17 protein-coding genes are annotated in these 21271 nt (G+C 49.7%); 15 read left to right on the forward strand and 2 right to left on the reverse strand.

Annotated features, from left to right (window positions below):
* Positions 1 to 409: 409 nt before the first annotated feature.
* Complete coding sequence (locus ABEB26_RS22625) at positions 410 to 2860, forward strand: sensor histidine kinase (protein ID WP_345724358.1); 2451 nt, start codon at positions 410 to 412, stop codon at positions 2858 to 2860.
* Here ABEB26_RS22625 and ABEB26_RS22630 read toward each other — a convergent pair.
* Together ABEB26_RS22630 and ABEB26_RS22635 are read right to left on the reverse strand one after the other, a co-directional pair.
* A complete protein-coding gene (locus ABEB26_RS22630; RefSeq protein WP_345724360.1) occupies positions 2857 to 7299 on the reverse strand; it encodes a GAF domain-containing protein in 4443 nt (1480 codons plus the stop codon). The two genes, ABEB26_RS22625 and ABEB26_RS22630, sit on opposite strands and share 4 nt — an antisense overlap.
* Positions 7300 to 7425: 126 nt before the next feature.
* Positions 7426 to 8109 carry a class II aldolase/adducin family protein gene (locus ABEB26_RS22635; RefSeq protein WP_345724361.1) on the reverse strand — a complete coding sequence of 228 codons (684 nt, stop codon included), beginning with the start codon at positions 8107 to 8109 and terminating at the stop codon, positions 7426 to 7428.
* Between the two features lie 194 nt (positions 8110 to 8303).
* Here ABEB26_RS22635 and ABEB26_RS22640 point away from each other — a divergent pair, with 194 nt between their 5' ends.
* The 14 genes from ABEB26_RS22640 to ABEB26_RS22705 all read left to right on the forward strand — a co-directional run bounded on the left by ABEB26_RS22640 (position 8304) and on the right by ABEB26_RS22705 (position 21249).
* Entirely contained in the window at positions 8304 to 8867 is a 564-nt protein-coding gene (locus tag ABEB26_RS22640; protein ID WP_345724362.1) for a hypothetical protein, read from the forward strand.
* A 5-nt stretch (positions 8868 to 8872) separates the two neighbouring features.
* On the forward strand, positions 8873 to 9568 hold the full coding sequence (locus ABEB26_RS22645) for an STAS domain-containing protein (protein ID WP_012192292.1): 696 nt from the start codon (positions 8873 to 8875) through the stop codon (positions 9566 to 9568).
* Positions 9569 to 9745: 177 nt separating this feature from the next.
* Positions 9746 to 11197: an FAD-binding protein gene (locus ABEB26_RS22650; RefSeq protein WP_345724363.1), complete on the forward strand. Its 1452-nt coding sequence runs from the start codon at positions 9746 to 9748 to the stop codon at positions 11195 to 11197.
* A gap of 427 nt (positions 11198 to 11624) precedes the next feature.
* Positions 11625 to 12203, forward strand: a complete 579-nt coding sequence (locus tag ABEB26_RS22655) for a hypothetical protein (RefSeq protein WP_345724364.1) — start codon at positions 11625 to 11627, stop codon at positions 12201 to 12203.
* 52 nt (positions 12204 to 12255) lie between these two features.
* Positions 12256 to 12831, forward strand: a complete 576-nt coding sequence (locus tag ABEB26_RS22660) for a single-stranded DNA-binding protein (protein WP_345724365.1) — start codon at positions 12256 to 12258, stop codon at positions 12829 to 12831.
* 222 nt (positions 12832 to 13053) lie between these two features.
* Entirely contained in the window at positions 13054 to 14487 is a 1434-nt protein-coding gene (locus ABEB26_RS22665) for a helix-turn-helix domain-containing protein (protein ID WP_012191633.1), read from the forward strand.
* 87 nt (positions 14488 to 14574) lie between these two features.
* Positions 14575 to 15006 (forward strand): hypothetical protein, encoded by a 432-nt coding sequence (locus ABEB26_RS22670; RefSeq protein ID WP_345724366.1) that lies wholly within the window; start codon positions 14575 to 14577, stop codon positions 15004 to 15006.
* A 111-nt stretch (positions 15007 to 15117) separates the two neighbouring features.
* A complete protein-coding gene (locus tag ABEB26_RS22675; RefSeq protein ID WP_345724367.1) occupies positions 15118 to 15804 on the forward strand; it encodes a dual OB domain-containing protein in 687 nt (228 codons plus the stop codon).
* A gap of 8 nt (positions 15805 to 15812) precedes the next feature.
* Positions 15813 to 17654: an adenylate/guanylate cyclase domain-containing protein gene (locus tag ABEB26_RS22680; protein ID WP_345724368.1), complete on the forward strand. Its 1842-nt coding sequence runs from the start codon at positions 15813 to 15815 to the stop codon at positions 17652 to 17654.
* Positions 17655 to 17775: 121 nt separating this feature from the next.
* Positions 17776 to 18540 (forward strand): hypothetical protein, encoded by a 765-nt coding sequence (locus ABEB26_RS22685; RefSeq protein WP_345724369.1) that lies wholly within the window; start codon positions 17776 to 17778, stop codon positions 18538 to 18540.
* Between the two features lie 73 nt (positions 18541 to 18613).
* Positions 18614 to 18913 carry a CsbD family protein gene (locus ABEB26_RS22690; protein WP_345724370.1) on the forward strand — a complete coding sequence of 100 codons (300 nt, stop codon included), beginning with the start codon at positions 18614 to 18616 and terminating at the stop codon, positions 18911 to 18913.
* A gap of 148 nt (positions 18914 to 19061) precedes the next feature.
* Positions 19062 to 20111 (forward strand): hypothetical protein, encoded by a 1050-nt coding sequence (locus tag ABEB26_RS22695; protein WP_345724371.1) that lies wholly within the window; start codon positions 19062 to 19064, stop codon positions 20109 to 20111.
* A gap of 166 nt (positions 20112 to 20277) precedes the next feature.
* Positions 20278 to 20883 (forward strand): RNA polymerase sigma factor, encoded by a 606-nt coding sequence (locus ABEB26_RS22700; RefSeq protein WP_345724372.1) that lies wholly within the window; start codon positions 20278 to 20280, stop codon positions 20881 to 20883.
* 102 nt (positions 20884 to 20985) lie between these two features.
* On the forward strand, positions 20986 to 21249 hold the full coding sequence (locus ABEB26_RS22705; protein ID WP_345724373.1) for a hypothetical protein: 264 nt from the start codon (positions 20986 to 20988) through the stop codon (positions 21247 to 21249).
* Positions 21250 to 21271 lie beyond the last annotated feature (22 nt).

A 21271-nucleotide genomic window follows, 5' to 3' on the forward strand; every position in this document is an offset into this window, starting at 1 on the left:
TTACTGTACAAACTCAAAAAAACTGCGTTACAAGTTGTAACGCCACTGTAAATCTACATTGTAAAGCTGATTGAATGCTTTCGAAGAAGTTTGATGCAATCCAATATATAGTATGTCTTTTTAGCTGTCAACACTAGATGTAGTATTTTTTATGGAAAGTGCTGCTAAAAAACGAGTTGTAATCGTTGACTATTTAGCAGATTATAACGGTGCAAAACTTGCTTATCCACAACCTATAAACAACAGCTAAACTCAATTTTTACCAAGATGAGAGAATCCTAAATTAGGCAAAATCACCCCTAGGGGTGAAACCATTGGTAGGATTTGGACTATCATCATTTAAATGTAATGTACCAACGCTAGGGTTTGGCTCTATAATGAGCCTAGCGATTTTAGACAAGGTAGATTTATGGCGCAAGCAAACAAGCCCAAACCAACAATTGCCTGGAGTTTGATCGGCGGACTGGCACTAGGCCCAATTCTGCTGATTATCCTGCGGCTGTTTCCTGCGCTCGATCTGCGAATTCAATCGCCAGCTGGCCATTTTTGGATCGTTACCAGCGCTTTGTTGGTTGGCCTCTTGATGATTGGCTTGGTGATTCGCGCGGCCTTGGTGCGGCGCGATGGCCGAGCGTTAATGCTTGGCTTCGGCTTTTTAGCCATGTCGCTGATGTTTCTGATTCATGCGATCGCCACGCCTGGGGTGATGTTTGAAAATACCTCAGTCGCAACCCAGTGGTCAACCCCATTAGCGCTGTTGGTGGCGGCCATTATTTTTGCCTTGAGCATGAGCCAGCACCTTGCCGAGGGTTTGATTCGTTGGTGGGGGCGTTGGTTGATCGTTGGTAGCGGTTTGTGGTTAGCCTATGCTGGATTGATGCTAATCTATATTCCCAATACGGTTATGCCAGCAATTCAAGCCCCAATGCCCCAAACTAGTCAGGTCAGCCAACAAGGCTACGACGAATATGGCGATGAGTATGGATATGGCACTGAAGCTGATCCTACGCCAGCCGCAACCATTCAGCCAACCCAAAGCAGCCAATCAAATAACGATGAGTATGGCGATAAATACGATTATGGCTATGGCGATGATGATGACTATGGCAGTGTTGCCGCGCCGCTAGCAACAGCCCAACCAACAAGCACCACCAGTCCGCATTCATTACACAGCCAAATGCGTAGTTTGGCCCCAACGATCTTTCCTTTTATGGTTTGGCTAACCGTAGCACTCTTTGGCTGGACGGCTTGGTTTTATGGTAAGCAATGGCGTGAAACGCCCACTCTGCCCCTAGCAACCTTTGTAATTGCGGCAATTCTCTTGGCTGAAACAGCCTTGGCCGCCTTGTATGGCGAGCTTTGGCAGCTTTCGTTTTGGAGCTATCACGTCTTGTTGTTAGCGGCGATTGGCATAATTACTTATGGCGTGATTCGCGGGGTTGAACGAACTGGCTCGTTGACCAGTGCGGTTGAGGGCTTGTTGCTGAATAGTACGCTACAACGTCAACAAGCGGGCTTTCAAAATGCCATGAGCCAGCTGTTGAATGCCTTTGAAGCAGGCGACCGCACAGCGAGCCACCATTTGCGCCGCGAGCTGAGCCAACGCTTTGCGCTCGCCGAAGATCAGCTTGATATATTGCAGCATGCCGTGGGCTTGGTGGAGCAGGATCGTGAGCAAGGCCGCCGTTTGCAAGCCTTGGTCGATATTAGCCACACCGTCACACTCGAACTCGAAGCCGATGCCTTGATTAGTCGCGTTATCGCCAGCTTAGCGCATATGTTGCAACCAGCCTTGGCCGCAGTTGGCTTGCTTGAGGCTGAGCAGTTGCAAATTCAGGCTCAACATTATTTAATCAAAGGCGAGCCATCGCACCAAAGCCTGAGCCTGCCGCTCAGCGCCTTCCCAATGGAATGGCTGACCGTTACCGATTTGCCCTATATCAGCGCTCTAACAGGGCCGCTCAAGCCTTTGGCGGTCAATCTACAACCTGCCTACCTGATTCCATTGCAACACCATACCCAGTTAATTGGGATTTTATTTCTACAATTGAATGCCGATCAAACCATCGATGCCCGCAGCGAGGGCGTGTTGCAATCGGTCGCAGCGCATCTCGCCACAGGCATCACCAATAGTCGTTTGTATAGTGCCCTGCAAACTGAGCACCAACAATTGCAACGCAGCGAGCAATTGCGCGAACAGATGAATCAGATGGTGGTGCACGATCTCAAAAATCCGCTGACCGTGATCATCAATTATCTTGATTTGTTGCGTCGCCAAGCATTGCCTGAGAGCCAACGCGAGTTAGTCGAAGGTGCTCGCCGTTCATCGCGCACGTTGGTCGGCTTAGTTTCCGATTTGTTGGATACAGCACGCTTGCAGGAAGGCCACATGAGCATCAACCGTGAGCATGTGCCAATCGCTCCGCTCTTGCATAATGTGGCCAATGAGTTGCGTTCGTGGGCTGAGCAAGAGGCCAAAATTATCTCGATTCAGGCCGACCCTGAGTTGTATGCGACGATCGATGGCGATTTGATGCGGCGGGTGTTGAGCAATTTACTGTCAAATGCAATCAAGCATACGCCCATCAAAACGGAAATTAAACTAATTGCCCATCAAGCCAAAAGCCAAATTACCTTCCAAGTGGCCGATAACGGCCCAGGCATCCCCGAAGCCTTGCAAGCATCGTTATTTGATCGCTTTACGATTTTGAATGAGCATAATCATACCCGCCAACGTAGCACGGGCTTGGGCCTGTATTTTTGCAAATTAGCGGTCGAAGCTCACGAAGGGGAAATTGGCGTGGTCAGTAATCCAACAGCAGGTACAATTTTTACGATCACCATGCCACATCATAATTAAGCGCTAGCAACTTTGAGCGCCACCAGGGTAATGTCGTCGTGCTGTGGGTGATCGCCGATAAATAGATTAATTTCGTTGATCACCAAATCCACCCATTCAGCGCTGGTCAGGCTATGGTCTTGTTCGCGCAGCAAGCTCTCGAAGCGATCGAAGCCCCACATCTCGCCGCTGGTATTCTTCGATTCAACCACGCCATCGGTGTAGAACAGCACCATATCGTTGGGTTCAAGCTGATAGCTGGCCGTTTCATAGGGTGTGTTGGCCATAATGCCCAGCGGAAAGTGCGGGCCAGGCGCGGTCATATACTCCAAATCACCATTAGCGCGGCGAATAATTGGATCGAGTTGGCCAGCATTCGCCAAGGCCAAACTATAATCAACTGTATCAAAGGTCGCATAGGCCAAGGCCACAAAGGTATGCCGTGGAATATCCATGGTTACCCAGCGATTGGTTTCCTGCATCACGATTTGCGGTATCTCGTGATCCCACGCTTCCGAGCGCACAATCGAACGCGCTACCGCCATCAACATTGCCCCAGGAATGCTCTTGCCCGAAGCATCGCCGACCATCAAAGCCCAGCGACCATCACGCAACTCGGTTACCTCGTAGAAATCGCCGCCTGTTTCGCGGGCTGGCAAACACAAGGCCGCCAACTCCACACCTTGGGCCACTGGCAAACTACGTGGAAATAAGTTGCTCTGGATTTGGCGGGCAATTTCCAATTCTTGCTCAACCCGAGTGACTGATTCTTGGTAGAGCCGCGCATGCTCAAGCGCGGTTGCTGCTTGGTTGGCAAAGGTCATGGCCAAATCAGTATCGCTCTGGGTAAAAGCGTTGGGCTGCAACGAATTAATATTCAGTACCCCCAGTACCACGCCCTTGCTGATCAACGGCACGCCAATCCACGAACGCACCACACTCGGCATCGGCGAGCGCGTCCACTGCGGATCGCTGGCGGTATCGGGAACCACCAAGGGCTGACCGCTCAACATCACGCGGCCCGCGCCACTGGTCTGGTCAAGCGGGAAGGTCAATTCGCGCCATTCGACCGCCAATTGCTCATCTTGGGCTTGGCGTGCAACAATTCGCAGCAAATTATTTGATGGTAGCATGACCGAAGTTGAGTCGAAGGTGATCACTTTGCGCAATTCACGCAAAATCAAATCGAGCACTTCATCGGGATTGAAGGTGGTGTTGAGCACGCGGGCAATTTCGCGCATGGTTTCGGCAGTGCGGTGGGCGGTTTGTTCAGCCGCATACAAGCGGGCATTACGCACACTCAGAGCTAGCTGGCGACCCACATTAAACAAAAATTGCTCATCGCTTGGGCCAAAGGCCGCTGGTCGCGTTGCCCGTACTGCCAGTACACCCAACGGCTGATCCGAGGCGATCAGCGGGACGCTCAGCCACGAGTGCATAAAGCCAGAATTGGTTGGAATCGGCGGCTCCAGCAAATCGGGATAGAGCGCCCAATCGCGATAAATATCGTTCATGCGTAGCGGTTTGACATGCAAATAGGTCCAGCGAGTTAGCGAGCCTTCGGGCAAAGGATGGCCAATCACTGCCGTTTCAACTTCCTTGCCCTCTTCCAACACAACTGCCGTTTCAACCCGATCAGCGTTGCCAATCACCACTTGAAAGGCATCGGCATTCAGAAAACTACGCAAGACCAAATCCATCGAGCGCAGCATTTCATACAAATCAAGGGTCGAAGTAACCAATTGAGTGATCCCTTGTTGAGCATCAAGCTCAGCCAATTGGCGCTCACGTTGGGCAAATGAACGGGCATTTTGAATTGCCAAGCCCAATTGATGCGCCACTTGCAGCATAAATTGCTCATCGCTCTCGCTGAAATGGCTGGCATTCATCGATTGGGTGGTGATCGCGCCCAAGACCTCGCCACGGTGGTTGATCAAGGGTGTACCAAGCCACGACAAGGCGACTTCATCGTTGACCTGCACCGTTTTCAACTCGGGATACAGTTTGGGAATATCGGTAATCGTGTTGTTAAAACGCAGCGCTTTACCATTGCGCAAAATCCAGGCGGTCGGCGTATTGAGCGGCAGCGATGTGCCGATCATCGAGCCATAATCGAGCAACTCGCCACGTTCAACCACACATAAATCTTCGATCACATAGGTTTGTGGATTATTTAATAAGATATAAAAGCCATCGATTTTAAGAAACGAAGTCAATAATGGATTCAAACCACGAAACATTTCGTGAATATCCATGGTGCGATTGAGCAATTCGCCAACCAATTTCAAAGTATTGAGTTCGGCCAATTGGCGTTCACGTTGGGCAAAAAGCCGGGCATTTTGAATTGCCAAGGTCAGTTGTTGGCCGACCTGGGCCATAAATTGCTCATCGCGATTGCTAAACACATTGGCTTGAAAACTTTGAATCGCAATTAGCCCGATTACATTGGTGGTTTGATCGTTGAGCGGCACGCCCAGCCAAGCCTTCGTCCGATCCGACGAAATGCGCACTTCGTTATCTTCAGGGGCAACGTCAGTCGAGGTTTCTTGCGAAATATCACCAAACCGCAATGGTTTACGGGTGTGCAACACTTCCCAAGTTGGCGTGTGCTCAGGCGGAATCAGGCCGATCATCCAACGAAAATCGCCCTCACCCTCGCGATTCAAGGCATAAACTGCCTCGACCATGTGGCTTTGAGGATGATTGAGCATCACAAAAAAGCCATCAATATGCAAAAATTCAGTGAGCACTGCATCAATTGCCCGTAGCATGGCCTCAATTTCGAGGGTTGAACTGAGCAAACTACTGATGCGTTGCAAAGCATTCAGTTCAGCCAATTGGCGTTCGCGCTGCTGATACAACTGCACATTCAAGACATGCAAGCTAACTTGGCTAGCAACCGATTGCATAAAAAAGCGATCGCGATCGCTGAAGGCATAAGGGCGATAATTTTGAATGGCAATCACACCCAAAGGCCGACGATTGGCATCGAGCATTGGCACGCCCAGCCAACTTTCCGAGGGTGAGCCTTTGACCGTGCGCCGAATGATTGTTGGATAATGGCGAATATCGCGTGAAACATGGCGTAAAAACAATGGTTCACATTTGCTTAGCACCCAATCAGTAAACGAACCTTTGCGCGGCATCGACTCTTCGCTCAGGTAAGTCGCCTCATTCTCATCCTCAATCGCAATGCTATCAGTCAATAATTGGCGTTCAGGGTCGTAAATCGCCATATAAAACACATCAACTGGCAAGAACGAACGAATTGCATCATTTAATTGGTGCAGCAAGGTCGAGAGGTTGAGCGCCCGAACTGTTGCCGTGCTGATCGCGCTCAAGGCCTCTAGCTCAGCAATTTGGCGACGTTGTTGAGCCAAAATATTGCCATGTTCCAAGGCCAAGGCCAATTGATTGCTGACCACTTGCAACAGCTCAACTTCTTCAGTTTTGAAGGCGCGTTGCTCAGTTTGGCCAACCATCAAGACACCAATTACGGTTTCATGGCGGCGCAAAGGGATGGCGAGGGTTGTGCCGAGATGGCTGAGTTGGGCCATTTGCCAATATTTGGAGTGGGTGTGATTATCGACAATTGCCGAATTGCTACTAATCGCAATCCCAAAAATCGAATCAAGCGGCGCGAATGCTTCCGGCAAGCTCCCATTTTGCATGCCCCGTTGCACGATCGGCTGAAGCTCACTGCCATTCAGCGAACAAACCACGCCGGCATTGAGATGCATCAACTCCAGCATAAAATCGAGTGCCAAGCCAAACATCTCAGTTAATGGCAATTGTTGGGTTAGCATTGCCGCAATATCGCTGATCACAAATAAATCGGCGTTGCGTAGCTCGATTTGGTGCTCCAACGAGCCAGTTAATTCAGCTTGGCGATGCGAGAGTAGGGCATTTTCTAGTGCTACGGCCATCGAATTAGCAATCCGCGTCAGCAGATCAAGATCTGTCTCATCGAATGCACCGACGGTGTAGCTTTGCAGTGAAATCACGCCCAAAGCCGAGGTACCAATAACTAATGGTACGCCCATCCAGCCGCGTGAAAGCTTATCACTGCCAAATTGCAAAAGGCGGGGTAAGCCAATCGTCTCACGTTCGATCGCCAAATCGCGAAACAGCAAGGGCTGACGTTGGCGAATCAGATAGCCAGTCAGCGGGCCAATTGGATCATGTTCGCTAAATTCAATCACGCCCTCATCGGCCAACATCGCGATGCGATAAGCGCTATCGTCGTATTGGTCGGAGAGGGCAATAAAACAGGCATCAAAATTCCAAACCGTCTGCAATTCTTGATAAATCGTGCGCAACAACTCGAACGAATCCTGCTGCCCACGACAAGCTAGCCCAATGCGATAGAGCGCATCGAGAGCACGTTGGGTTTGATGGCGTTCAGCCTCAAGGGCTTCCACCCGATTTTTCAGCGTGGGTTTACGAGTACGTTGGGTCATAGCGGAACCGCAGCAGTTTTATCAGCGCAAACATAGCACAAAATAGCATGCAGATCAACCGATGCCAATAGCAAAGCTAGTACCAACAGCCTAATCTGCTTGGGGTCACATGGGCTAACTCCATGGTTAACCATTGCTGATTGTAGGCTCAGCCTTTGGATTACCACCACGAGCACGCCGTACCGCCAACAAATCCGCTACGTGCTCAGGAGCCAAGGGTTGCAAGCGGCCCATGCTCAAGGCGGTCGAAATAATTGTGGCAGCTTGTTCGACCTGCTCAGTCCGATGAAAAGCTTTGGTCAGGCTACTAGCAACGGTCAACGAACCATGGTGGTCTAACACCACAGCATCATGATCACAAATAAACGGCTTGATTGCCTCGCCCAGCGCTGCCGTACCAGTACGAGCATAGGGCACGGTTGGAATTTTGCCCAGCGTCAGAATAATATCCTCTAAAAGTGGCTGGGTCAGCTCGATGCCAACAATACTACAGGCAATCGTTCGTGGTGGGTGAGCATGGACACAAGCACGCACATCGGGTCGCACCGCATAAACTGCCAAGTGTATCAACAATTCACTCGAAGGTAAGGGGGTCTGTGGGTCAAGCGGGACTCCCTGACGATCAACGATAATTAAATCGTCGGGCTGAAGCATGCCTTTGCAATAGCCTGTGGGGGTGGTCAAAATCCGTTGCTCATCAAGCAAAACCGAAAAATTGCCACTATATGAAGGAGTCCAGCCGCGTTCATAGAGCCAGCGGCCAATTTGCACCATCTCATGGCGAGATTGCAACTCATAATCAGAATTCATGGGAAAAATCCCCCCAAAGGTGGACTAAAACGGCCTATATCCCCTGATATAACACCTAAAAGCTCACCCGTACTAGCAAAAAAATAGGAAAACATAACTAATAAATGCCTAAAATTCAGTTCAGGAAATGCTGCAAGAACGCGTATAATGGCAATGTTCAGGCTCTCACCCCCATTGCAACTGAAAGGCACCCTATGTATCGTTTTGAACGACACACACCATTTGACCTGACTGTGTATGCTGATCCTGGTCAAGATCGGAGTGGCCCGCCATTAACGCAAGGTGGTATTTTCTTATTAATTTCAACAACCGCCTCCGAACACTGTTCACCAGAGATGCTTGATGTCTTGGATGAGATTGATCCTGAGGCATGGTATCATGGCCAACTATTAGAAACCATGCTTAACAGCTTCGAAGATCAAGACCCAGCCTTGGTGATCGATGTTGGCAAGAACATTTATTATTCAATGGAAACCCAATTTCGAGCAGTTGGAATTCAAAAGCCCGAAGATGTGATTACAACCATTCCGATGATGTGGGTGTATGCGACCCGTGGCGATGGTGGCGAATGGCGCACCCGTATGACTGGCGACAAAACCGCAATCATTGAAATGGAACAACCCTACAATTGTATGTTTGAACAAGGGGCAATGCAAGGAGCGCTGGAGTGCTTCGATGCCCGTGATGTTCAAATGAACCATTCTAAGTGTATCCGCAATGGCGATGCCTTCTGCGAGTTACATGTTTCTTGGAAATAAACCCTATGGATCAACCAGAGCGCCCAGAGCAACCAACACCTCCAGCATCGACCAACCAATCACGACTTTCACGTGAAGATCGGGCGCTAATTCGCACGATTGGCAGTACGTTGCGTAAAGTTATTCAAGGCGAGGCTGCTGAACACCTTGTACTTGATCGTCGCGATGAACTCGGGATTTTGGCCAATATGGTCAATCGGGTTAGCAAAGAGCTAGCGCTCTCCCGCGAACAGGATCAAAAGCACCTGGCAGAGCTTGAAGCTCGGCTAGCCGAGTTGAAGGCAGCCCGCGAAACCGAAGAACGACTGCTGTATACGATCGATGAAATTTCAACCCCGATTCTTAATATTTTTACCAACGTGGTGTTGATGCCATTGATCGGTGCTATCGATAGCAACCGTGCTCAACGCATGATTGCGCTCTTGTTGGAGCACGTCGTGCGTACGCGAGCGAGTGTCGTGATTTTGGATATTACGGCGGTTTCATTAATTGATACCCAAGTGGCCAATGTGCTGATTCGGGCGGCGCAATCGTGTAATTTGCTTGGTGCTGGCGTTATTTTATGTGGCATGACCCCTGATGTTGCCCAAGTTGTGGTAAGCCTTGGGATTGATCTTTCGATTTTTCAAACCACCAGCGATTTACAAGAAGCACTCTCGACAGCCCTGCGTACCCTCAAGTACCGTATTCAGCCTATGTAAAGCATAGACTATTGGCCTATTGAGCCTAGTACTGACATCTAATACAGTATATGCAGTCAGGACAGATGCAAAAGCTGACTCGCAGATTCACACTTGACACCTCATTCCAGCCCTACGTCATAGCTAATAGGTGGTGAATTTGCGGTCAGTCTTTTTTAACCGAAAACGAGGGACGTTATGACGCAACTTAGCCGCCGTACATTCTTGAAAAGTCTCGTTGCAGGTGCTGTGGTAGTTGGTTTTGACCGTGCTACTAGTTCGTGGGTCACTTCGGCCCACGCCGCCGAGCAACTCGCGCCAAATTTCCCAACGTTCGATGGTGTGCTCTACACCGATGCCGCTACCCGCGCTGAAGCAGCCGAAGATTACGGTCATATCATTCACCGTACGCCCAATGCTGTGCTTAAACCTGGCTCAGTCAATGATATTGTGCGCCTCGTTCGCTTTGCCAAAAATAACAATATTAAAATCTCAGGCCGTGGTCAAGGTCACTCCACCTATGGTCAGCCCCAAATTCAAGGCGGGGTTGTGATCGATATGAGTACCCTCAACACGATTCATGAAATTGGCCGCGATTATGTCATTGCTGATGCTGGCTTGAAATGGCATCAACTACTCGATAGCACTTTGGCTCAAGGCCTAACCCCACCCGTTATGACCGACTATATTGAGCTATCAATTGGTGGCACATTGAGCGTCGGCGGGATTGGCGGAGCCAGCCATCAACATGGTGTGCAAATTGACAACGTGATCGAATTGACGGTTGTCACAGGCGAAGGTAACTTAGAAACCTGTTCAAAAAACCGCAACAAAGATTTATTTGAATCGGTGCTTGGTGGCTTGGGCCAATTTGCAATTATCGTGCGGGCCAAACTCAAATTGATTCGCGCCGAAACCAGCGCCCGCGTATTCAACTTGTTCTACGACGATATCGAAACCTTTACTGGCGATCAAACCCGCTTGATCCGCGATGGGCGCTTCGATTATGTTGAAGGCCAAGTCGTGCCCAAAGCCGGTGGTGGCTGGAACTTTATGCTCGAAGCAGTAAGCTATTATTCAGGCAATAAGTTGCCCAATAACACCCGCTTGTTGCGCAATTTGAGCTATACCCAAGGCACTGAAGTTATCTCAGATACGACCTATTTCGCTTTCTTGAATCGCTTGGAAGCAACCGAAGCCTTCTTGCGCTCAATCGGCGTTTGGTTCTTGCCACATCCATGGTTCGATGTGTTCGTCAAGAGCCGCCACGTCAACCAATATGTTGGCAATATCTTGGAAACCTTGACCCTAGACGATACTGGCCAAGGCCCAATCTTGCTCTATCCAGTCAAGACCAATAAATTTACCAAGCCATTCTTCCGCGTACCCGATGGCGAAATCGTCTTCTTGTTTGATATTTTGCGCACTGCGCCAAATATTCCTGAAGTGATCAACGCCATGATGGCCAGCAACCGCGAGTTGTTTGAAACCAACCGCGATCTTGGTGGCAACCGCTACGCAATTGGCGCAATCGAGTTTAGCCAAGCTGATTGGCAACAACACTTTGGCAATGTCTGGAATGACTTCCGCCGTGCCAAGAATCGCTACGATCCTTGCAATATCCTTGGTGGGGGCCAAGGCATATTCTAAGCCGAAGATCGTGATTTCCAACGCCTATCGAGCAATTCGATAGGCGTTTTTTGTTTGGTGATTGATCCACGAAGTGCCTAGGGACGAGGGATCAGGATTTAACGCAGAGGCACAGAGAATTGTATGGCGATAGGCTTTTAGCGATTGATCCATGAAGAGCACGAAGCGGAAGTTATGGGCTATGGATGGGCTTTTGAGGTTATTATAGTCTTGGTTGAAAATCTGAATCCTAGTCCTAGCTGCTTCATCCCTCATCCTTCATCCCTCATCCTTCATCCTACGGCTTGTCATAGTGTAGCCTAGTGCTTTTGGGGGTCAGCAAACCCGACCGTGTATACGCTTGACATCTGCGCAGGCTATGCTATGCTGTTTAGAACAAATGTACTGAATCATAAAAAAGCGCTATTTGACGAATGGGGAACCGAGTATGCAAGCCAAGCAACAGCTAAAATATGCCTTAGTGGAGTACACCACCAACAAAAACTTTTGCAATGTTTACGATGCAATGGGTATCGAGCGGCTTGAATGGGAAGTTGTGAGCTATGATCGGGCACGGCGAGTGCATCTTGATCGGGCTAACGCTTACTTGCCAATTTTGCGCTGTAAATTGTTGGTGCACCACACCTTAACTGGCAAGGCCTTTGAGCCAGGTTGGAAGCTTGAAGTATTCGGTGGCTCGGTTCGCGACGATGGGATCGAAAGTCGCTTATTTAAAGTCGAATGCGATCCTGGTGCTGATCATAAGTTTGCCCGCTTCCCAATCCGTTTGTCAATCACGATTGGCCCAGGCAAGCAAACTGCAACTGGCGGCATTGCCCCCGATGGCAAGCCAACCACCCAAATGGCGATGCGCTTTCCTGCCGACGATTGGCTGGGCATTTGCCTTGAAATTCGCGACTTTTTGCAACAGCACCAAGGCCGATTGGAGGCCTATCGCAAATCAACTCAGCGCGAACGGCTTGAAAACCGCCGCAAAGATAGTCCTGCTCACAGCGCTGCCGCTTGAGTATTGATAGATACATGACGAGTTTTTACGTTAAAACGGAGGATCTACTACTATGGCCAAGGATCTCAACAAAGTTCAATTGACTGGGCGTTTAGGTGCAGACCCTGAGATGCGTTTTACGCCCCAAGGCACTGCTGTCACTACCTTTCGGGTGGCTTCAAACCGCTCGTGGAAAACAGCTGAAGGCGAACAACGTGAAGATACCGAATGGTTTTCAATTGTCGCGTGGAATAAACTCGCCGAAATTTGTAATCAATATTTGAATAAAGGCACTCGCGTTTATATCGAAGGCCGATCACAAACCCGCTCGTGGGTTGAGGAACAAAGCGGTCAAACCCGCTATAAAACCGAGATTGTGGCCAATGATATGATTATTCTCGATGGCCGGCGCGAGGGCGTGGCTTACAACGCTGAGGAGCCAGAAGAAGAATGGGCTAGCCCGCCTGAGCCAGCTCCAGTTGCCCGACCTGCCGCTGCCCGACCTGCTGCCCCTGCTCGCAGCAATGGCAATGGTGGTAGTGCTGCTCCCGCCAAAGCACCAGCTCGTAGCGCTGCTCCAGCTGCAACCCAAACACGGCCAGCCTCGCGCAAGCCAGTGGTAACCGACGAAGACGACTTGCCGTTTTAAATTATTGCTTGGCTCCCGATTGCAACACCACCGTCCTGCACGACGGTGGTGTTCGCTTAAGCTCTATACAATGTGCACAAAGCTATTCACAAATTTAACAATTGACAGCCAAGGAAGCGCTTGCATGAGTTGCCACACTATGCCATAATTCAGCATCAGATTGTGCAAATTGCTAGAGAGGCGATTTTTAACTAAAATCGTCGCCAAGTTTAGGTATCGATCGTGGCAACTCTATATGAAATTTGGCGCTTGGCCTTACCGCCAACAACCAGCCTACGAGCTGGCGAGGCCAACACCCTTGCAGTGCGGGCAGTTGTGCTGGCACGCCCAACCCAACCAGCCCTCCCCGATCTTGCTGGCTCCGAAGTTGTGCTCGTTAGTACAACCGTCTTGGATTCGTTGCGGCTTTCGTTAGCACGCTTGATTGAGCGTTTGAATGGGACTTCGGTGTTGGCGGTTGGCCTCACCGGAATGGTTGATGAACGGGCAGTGGCGGCGGCGGAAACTGCCAATATTACCTTGTTTGAATTGCCACATAACGCCGATTTACGCATGGTGCAACGTGAAAGTGAGCGGTTGCTCTCTGATCCTGAAGCCCAATATGAACGCCGAGCCGCTCAGCTCTATAGTGCTTTAACCACGAATGGATTGAGTGAGGGCCGCACAACGCTCTTGCGCATGCTTGAACTTTGGACTGGCCATAGTGTGGTTTTTCCGGCTGATGCGGGGATGCCAACCACCGTGCCAGTGCTGCTGGATGGACATCGCGTGGGATTTCTGGGCAGCATCGGCAGCCATCCGTGGGATGCAGGGGCGCTCGAACAAGGCTCAGCCGCATTATCGTTGCTACTCGATAAAGAACGGGCAATCGAAGCCACCGAGGATCGTTTGCGTGGCAGCGTGCTTGAATCGTTGTTGGCAGGGATTCCCTTGGATGTGCCTGGCCAACGGCGGGCAGCTGAGCAAGGCATTTTGCTCGATTCAGCTTATGCCCTAGCTGCTTTACGCCCCCAAGATTCCTTGCAGATCGATCGGGTGATGGCGGCGGTGCGCCGAGCTTGCGATCGCTTGCGCTATCCGGCGTTTATCGCTGATCACGATGGAATTATTGTGTTGGCCATGCCGATCGATAGCCTTGATAATCCTGAGCAGCGGTTGCGCGAGGTTCACAGCGCCTTGCATGAAGCCAGTTGGGTACTTGATGGCGGCTTCGGCATTGCATCGGAAAACGGCGCATGGTCAGGGGCTTGGGCCGAGGCAATCGGCGCATTACGGTTGGGCCGCGAATTACTAGGGGCGGGCGTGTTGGCTGGTGGAGCCGAATTAGGCGTTTATCGGCTACTACTGAGCGTGGCAGACTCAGCTCGTGCTAGAATGTTTTATGATCGGACGATTGGCCCATTAGCTGCTCATGATGCCAAACAAGATGGCGACCTGTTGTACACCCTACAAATGTTCTTTGCTTATCTTGGCAACCATAGTCAGGCCGCAGCAGCGCTGCATATTCACCGTAATACCCTCCTCTATCGGCTTGGTCGAATTGAAAATATTACATCGCATCATCTCGACCGTGCGCCTGATCGGCTGGCATTACAGTTGGGTTTAGCCCTGCATCGGATCTATCAGAGCCAAAAGCCTGATCTAAAAAAGGCGTAGAATAGAGGACAATCGAAGGAGCAGGCGCTATCGTGGCGATAGCGTCCAACATTGTTGTACTCGACACACGATTGTTCGGAGGATTGTATGCGGCTCTGGCGTAAAACAGTGGTACGGGCAACGCTCTTGTTCAGTGATTCTGGGGTAATGGTTGAAGCCTACGATGAATATATGTTTAGTGAAACCTCGCCACCCTTAGTTGTCGGTAAATATCGCGAAATTCCTGCGCCACGTGGCGCTGCGGTCTTTGCGATTCAATTTACCCATGTGATCACCGAAATCTTTCAGGCGCTCCAAACCTTTAAACTTCAATACTACTTGCCTCAACAACCTAATTCGTTTTTGGAAGATTATCTGAGTGGGCCAGGGGCTGATGCTGATCTATCGTTGCGGGCAGTCGCAAGCGGAGCCGATTCGCTTAATCGTGATCAAAAACGGGTGATTTGTACCCTATTATCGAAAAGTGACCCACAAGCATGGGAGCGTTCACGCGAATTTCGGCAACTGTTAGAAAAATAGGTGCTGGATGCCATTTGATTGTGGCAGCCAACGCCCTAGCCAAATTGACAATGACTCAAGATTTCACCATAATGGTGCAAGATTCACTCATTGGACAATGGTTTAAACGTTATGGCGCAACCAATAGATTTGCTGGTTTTGGCAGTATCGCGGGTGAAAAAAGGTGTGGCCTTAGCAGGCATGAGCACCGAAGCTCACCCGATTACTGGTCGGGTGTGGATCGATATTGTGCGGGCTGATGGCCCACTACAATTGAGCGATCTAACGTTCGCTGATGGTTCGTTGATCAAACCTGGTGATGTCGTGCGTTGGGAAGGCTTGGAGCCGCATCCACAACCGCCATTTGTTGAGCAATGGGCGATCAGCGCTGCTTCCAGCAAACAGTTGCTGCGACATATCACACCAGAACGTTATGCCAAATTTTTACCAGAGCATCTCGACCAAGATCCGGCGGCGGTACTCGAACGCCGCGAACGCTCGTTATGCCTAATTCAAGCCCACGAAGTGCATGCGATGTTTGAACGGGAAGAAAAACGCTTCAAAAGCTATATGCTGTTTGATTTGCTAGGCTTGGAAAGCGTTGATGAAACTCCAGTGACTGATGTGGCTTGGCGTGCCTTTGGTCAACAATGGATGCAATCTGAAGGTGTCGATGAATTAGCCTTTGATCCCGATGATTTACAGGCTCGCTTTGGGCCAATTTATCTGGTGATTGGGATTCATGGCAATAGTTTGTTGGTACGTGGGGTTCACACGGTGCCAGCCTATGCCGCAAGGATCGACCCAACTCGGCTGTAAGGGAGGGCATGATGGCGCTTAAGCCGTTTCGCCTAAAACAATCGACCATCGTACCGCTAAGCGTAGCTGAGGTTTGGGAAATTGCTGCGCAAACCAGCAAAGTTAACCACGCCGTTGGCCTGCCACCGTTGGTTTATAGCGAACGAACACGCAGCGATGGTGTGCGCGAGGTGGTTGGTACTGCCCGCCAATATGGCCTGCCAGTACAATGGGTCGAGCATCCCTTTGAATGGATTTACCAAAAAGAGCTGTGGGTTGAACGAGTTTTTGAGCATTTTCCTCCGTTAGATCGCTTGATTGGTGGCACAATTCTCATCCCGCATACCTCGATTAGTACCGAAGTTGAAACGTTTGTCGATGTTTTTCCCAAGAATCTGCTGGGCTACCCAGTTGGTTGGTTTGTGGCTAATCAGATGATTACTGGGCAAGCGGCTTTTTTTCGCTCAGTGGCCCAAAAGCCCAATGCTGCCAACTATTTTCCGCCAGCTCGCAAAGTTCGCGCTAATCGTAATGTGTTGCAGGAGTTGCGTAACCGTATGCGCGATTTACCCTGCGATCAGCAATTAATCGATCGTTTGTTTGAGTTGATTCAAACTCAACGCGATGAAGATGTTGCCACCATGCGACCATTTGTGTTGGCTGATGCCTGGGGCGCTGAACGACTTAACCTGCTGCGAGTTTTTTTATATGCCACTTGGACGGGCCTGCTCGATATGAATTGGGATGTGTTATGCCCCAATTGTCGGGTTGCCCGCGAACCCTCGCCGCATTTGCGCGACCTAACTGCGACCGCCCATTGTGAAGTCTGCAATATTCGCTACGATATCAATTTTGATGAGTATGTTGAATTGCGTTTCTCGGTCAATCCCAAGGTGCGCAGTGCTAGCAATGCAACCTTCTGTGCACTTGGCTCACCAGCTTTGAATGAGCATATCGTAGCCCAAGCACGGCTCAAGCCCAACGAACAACGTGAATTAACGGTTCAGCTTGGGGCTGGTGGCTATCGCTTGCGCATGTTAGGGATTGAGCAACGCTGCGCGATTCAAGCCCACGCTGCTGGTGCAACCAACGCCACGATCAATTTAACTGCCGCTGGCCCAGATCAAGCGGCATTAAATGTGGCAAATCGACCAGTAAGCCTGAATGTGCATAACACCACCGATCGCGAACAACTGTTGATTATCGAGCACGATGCTTGGGGCGTTGGTCGGGTCAGTGCCTCATTGGTTTCGACTTTGCCCGAATTCCGCTCATTATTCTCATCGGAAGTTTTAGCACCTGGCTTGGGTTTGGCAATCAAAAATCTGACAATCTTGTTTAGTGATATTAAAAATTCAACCCCGATGTACGAAAAGCATGGCGACTCAAGCGCCTATGCCATGGTGCGCGACCATTTCGATGTGCTATTCAAGGCGATCGAACAACACAATGGCTCGATTGTAAAAACGATTGGCGATGCAGTAATGGCGGTATTTGCTAGCCCAAGCGATGGCGTTTCGGCTGCCTTGGCAATTCATCATAATATGCAGCAAGCCAACCAAGCTCGCCCTGAGCGTCCGCCAATTGTAATCAAAATTGGCCTGCATACAGGAACTTGTATTGCAGTTAATGCCAACGAAGTGCTTGACTACTTTGGCACAACCGTCAATGCTGCGGCACGTGCTCAAGGCCTCAGTGTTGGCGATGATGTAGTATTGACTTCCGATGTGATGGAATCGGCAGGTGTGCGGACAATCCTCAGCCAACACGATCTGCTAAGCGAACCTTTCACTCACAATCTCAAAGGCATATCGCAAGTATTTACGCTCTATCGGCTGATGCCAATGGCTCAACGCGAGCATCGAGCATAGAAAATGAGATAGCAGGCACGATTGTTAATGTCGTAAACAATTTTGATCAGGCTAAATGGCAATCGCGTTTTGGCCAATATCGAAATACCTAAATTCTATATTGTGATTGAGAGAGTGTGCTATGACAACCGATCTGTTGCAGACTGCCCGCCATGCATTGCAAGACCATAATTATCCCTTAGCTCAACAGCAATTGATTACACTTGTGCGTGCTAATCCTCAAAATGGCGAAGCATGGTGGCATTTAGCACAAACGTTTGATGACCCCCTAAAACGCCAAGATTGTTTGGAGCGTGCTCAGCGTCATGGCTACTCACCACCAGGAGCGATAGCCGAACCTGAAATCATTTTGCCATGGGAACAAACTGATGCATGGAATAGCCCTATGCCAGTGCCTAATCCCTCAACTGCGGTTGCGCCACCACAGCCAAGCAGTTCTGGGGCTGCTAATCCGAGCCAGCCAGCACCAAGTGCTGCGCATCAGTTGCCAGCTGCACCACCCTACCCAACGCTTAAACCAGCCGATCTACGCCAAATTGTCAGTATTCTGAAAAGCCCAGTATCACGAGATCAGCAAGTTCAGTCGGTTATGGGCATGTTTCATTGCTCTGTTGAGCATGCAGATACGCTCTTGCAAGGGGTTGCTTACCACTACCCTGAGCAGTTTGCTAGCCCAATTAAGCGCAACCTCTATAGAATCTCGCTTGAAGCGGCTAGTGTTCTTTTAGGTGTGATATTGATACTGATTGCGGGCTTTTTGATGTTCAATCCAGACCGGACTTCTAGCCTTAAATGGCCAGTTCGCCTGTTTTTCGTGGGCATCTTTATTACGCTGACCGCATCCTATCGCGTATTTAGGCTGATGTATAACACTCCTGAACAGTAGTCGTGGCACAGCATTTGCTTTTATAGAATTGTGTAAAAGACAGATAGTTGTAGTGATAACAAAGGAGTTAGCAATGAGTAACTTAGGCGAACGGATTAAAGGTAAAGCTGAAGAAATATATGGCGATGCCAAAGAACGGCTTGGCGATGCCTTAGATAACGAACAAATGCAAGCTGAAGGCCGCGCAACCGAACTCAAAGGCGAAGCTCGCCAAGAGGCCGCCAAAGCCGCCGAACGGCTCGGTGGTATGACCGATGAAGCCAAAGGCAACCTCAAACAAGTAGCTGGCGATTTGTTGAACAACGAACAAATGCAAGCTGAAGGCATCGCTGAAGAGCTTAAAGGCGAAGCCCGCCGTAAAGCCAACCAATAAGCTATCAACGACTCCCTAGCAATAGCTCACCTAACGCCACCATGAATTGGTGGCGTTAGGCTTTTATGGTGATTTTGGCTGTAGTACCCGCCCAAAATGCCACCATTGTGGCTCTATCTCAGGTAGAGTAAAACAAATGGAGGCATCTATGAATCGTTCAAGCTCATTCTTAGCCTTGTTAATCGTGGCAATCTTGCTGATTCCAACAGCATCACAAGCAACCACCACCACTCCAACTCGGCACTTTATCGATCAGCCTTGGCTAAACCTTTATTACACAAATTTGGTATGGGAAGATACTGGCAAATGTCGCGCAATGTTTCGCGTGAAAGCCAGCGATTTGTGCACCCACGGCCCTGATTCGCCTGAATCGCAAATTGTCGAAAGCTGGGCTAATCAATTAATTAATCCTAACAATCAAATACATGTGTCAATAGAGCAATCATCCCAACCTTGCCTTGACGATAGTACCAACGACTATCGAACTCAAGTTTTATATGTGCGGGCTAGCAATGCCCAAGACAACAGCACGATCATCGCGCCGGTTTTACGCAAGCATTTATTGAGCGTTGATGAAATTTATAACCAAAGTGCCCAACTCACCAGTGGCCAACGCCATATTCGCTGGCAACTCAACCAAGCCTGCCAAATTGATGTCCAGCACGTGGTCATTCCACCAGCAGCTGATGACGATTTTGGGGCAACGATCAATGCTGTGGCTGCCCAAGGGTTTAACCGTGATGATCGTAAATATTTGATGTTTGTGGAAGCACGCTATTACTGTGGGATTGCCACGGTGCAGCATGATACCCAACCAAGCAACGCCAATTTGAATAACCACAGCGTGGCCTATGCACGGATTGACGCTGGCTGTTGGAATGTTCGCGTAGTTGCTCACGAACATATGCATATGATTGGCGGGGTTCAGCCAAGTGCGCCACATACAACCAATAGTTGGCATTGCACCGACGAATGGGACATTATGTGCTACTCCGATGCCCCGTCGTATCCAGAGCTAGAAATTGCCTGCCCTGAGCACAGCATTCGCGATATTTTCGATTGTGGTAATGATGATTATTTTCATACCAACCCAGCCGCCGATAATTACCTCGCCAGCAATTGGAATAGCGCCAATAGCCTGTTTTTAAGCCAAAAGAGCCAATATTGGCAGGTTTATCTGCCAGTTGCCACCGATTAAACGGGCCGGACTACCCATGCCAGTCCTTGTTAGAACTAGTAGTAGTACAGTATTGGTAAGTGCCTTGTAGTGTTAGCGAAATATGCCTTTAGGGCTATAGGCAGTTTGGTCAATAAGCCGTAGCCTAAAAGCCTGATTGATTGAATTATGTTGAATGGGCACATGTATGAACACACTGGCTAATGCTGCACTGATTCCCCTGCTGATCGCTGCCAAACAAGCAGACCGAGGTGCGTTCGTCCAAATCTATGAGCATTATCGCAATGCCTTGCTACGTTTTTTCTATGCCCATTGCAGCAGTGCTGATCTGGCTGAGGAGTTGAGTAGCGAGCTATGGTTGCGAGTGGTGGAGCATCTACCACACTTCAATTTACCACTCGAGCATGCCGATTTGGCCTTTACTGGCTGGCTCTTTCAGATTGCGCGGCATCTGCTCACCGATGGTTATCGCCAACGCCAGCGTCAAGCCTATGAACCACTCAACGAGGCAACCGCGTTGGCCAACTCCGACCCAACCGCAATTAGCGAGTTGCACGCAATTCAAGCATCGTTAGTCCATGCCTTAGCGGCGCTCACGCCGGATCAACGCGAAGTGGTGTATTTGCGCTTTTTTGCTCACTACACCAGTGCCCAAGTCGCTGCCTGTACTGGCCGAACCGAATATGCGGTTAAATCGTTGCAATATCGCGCCTTACATACCCTCGCCCGTTCGACTGAGCTTCGGCAATGGTATCTTGGTGAAAAAGAGTCATTGTTTAAATTTAGCGTGTAATGAAAACCTTTCCAATACAGGACTAATGGTCTATCGGCAAGCCATAGCGAAAAACCACTCCTCACGTTTTACCTAGCAGAATCACAACAGAAGGAGCCACCCATGTCAGCAAAACCAACCAACGAATGGCGTTTCAAAATCTTGCTTGCTAGCCTTGTGATCATTTTTATGTTTGCAGGCTTGAGCCAAGCTAGCGGCAAAACCAGCCCACTAGACCATGGTATCGATAATCCATATCCAATGCCAACTCGTACTCGCGTGCGGGACTGTCAAGTAGATTGTGTATTTCGCCCCATTACCCCGGAAAGCGTCCGTCAAAGCGAATGGCCAATTGGTTGCGAATCCGTGCCCAGTTTGGCAGCGTGACCCATTTTGCAGTGATATCGCG

This window comes from Herpetosiphon gulosus (assembly GCF_039545135.1).
GTDB lineage: Bacteria > Chloroflexota > Chloroflexia > Chloroflexales > Herpetosiphonaceae > Herpetosiphon > Herpetosiphon gulosus.

What these genes read in the sequence shown, in the direction of transcription:
- ABEB26_RS22675 (WP_345724367.1), top strand. Translation starts at nt 15,118, where the DNA reads ATGGCGCAACCAATAGATTTGCTGGTTTTGGCAGTATCGCGGGTGAAA.
- ABEB26_RS22685 (WP_345724369.1), top strand. Translation starts at nt 17,776, where the DNA reads ATGACAACCGATCTGTTGCAGACTGCCCGCCATGCATTGCAAGACCAT.
- ABEB26_RS22650 (WP_345724363.1), top strand. Translation starts at nt 9,746, where the DNA reads ATGACGCAACTTAGCCGCCGTACATTCTTGAAAAGTCTCGTTGCAGGT.
- ABEB26_RS22655 (WP_345724364.1), top strand. Translation starts at nt 11,625, where the DNA reads ATGCAAGCCAAGCAACAGCTAAAATATGCCTTAGTGGAGTACACCACC.
- ABEB26_RS22700 (WP_345724372.1), top strand. Translation starts at nt 20,278, where the DNA reads ATGAACACACTGGCTAATGCTGCACTGATTCCCCTGCTGATCGCTGCC.
- ABEB26_RS22695 (WP_345724371.1), top strand. Translation starts at nt 19,062, where the DNA reads ATGAATCGTTCAAGCTCATTCTTAGCCTTGTTAATCGTGGCAATCTTG.
- ABEB26_RS22635 (WP_345724361.1), bottom strand. Translation starts at nt 8,109, where the DNA reads ATGAATTCTGATTATGAGTTGCAATCTCGCCATGAGATGGTGCAAATT.
- ABEB26_RS22670 (WP_345724366.1), top strand. Translation starts at nt 14,575, where the DNA reads ATGCGGCTCTGGCGTAAAACAGTGGTACGGGCAACGCTCTTGTTCAGT.
- ABEB26_RS22660 (WP_345724365.1), top strand. Translation starts at nt 12,256, where the DNA reads ATGGCCAAGGATCTCAACAAAGTTCAATTGACTGGGCGTTTAGGTGCA.
- ABEB26_RS22640 (WP_345724362.1), top strand. Translation starts at nt 8,304, where the DNA reads ATGTATCGTTTTGAACGACACACACCATTTGACCTGACTGTGTATGCT.
- ABEB26_RS22645 (WP_012192292.1), top strand. Translation starts at nt 8,873, where the DNA reads ATGGATCAACCAGAGCGCCCAGAGCAACCAACACCTCCAGCATCGACC.
- ABEB26_RS22705 (WP_345724373.1), top strand. Translation starts at nt 20,986, where the DNA reads ATGTCAGCAAAACCAACCAACGAATGGCGTTTCAAAATCTTGCTTGCT.
- ABEB26_RS22625 (WP_345724358.1), top strand. Translation starts at nt 410, where the DNA reads ATGGCGCAAGCAAACAAGCCCAAACCAACAATTGCCTGGAGTTTGATC.
- ABEB26_RS22680 (WP_345724368.1), top strand. Translation starts at nt 15,813, where the DNA reads ATGATGGCGCTTAAGCCGTTTCGCCTAAAACAATCGACCATCGTACCG.
- ABEB26_RS22630 (WP_345724360.1), bottom strand. Translation starts at nt 7,299, where the DNA reads ATGACCCAACGTACTCGTAAACCCACGCTGAAAAATCGGGTGGAAGCC.
- ABEB26_RS22690 (WP_345724370.1), top strand. Translation starts at nt 18,614, where the DNA reads ATGAGTAACTTAGGCGAACGGATTAAAGGTAAAGCTGAAGAAATATAT.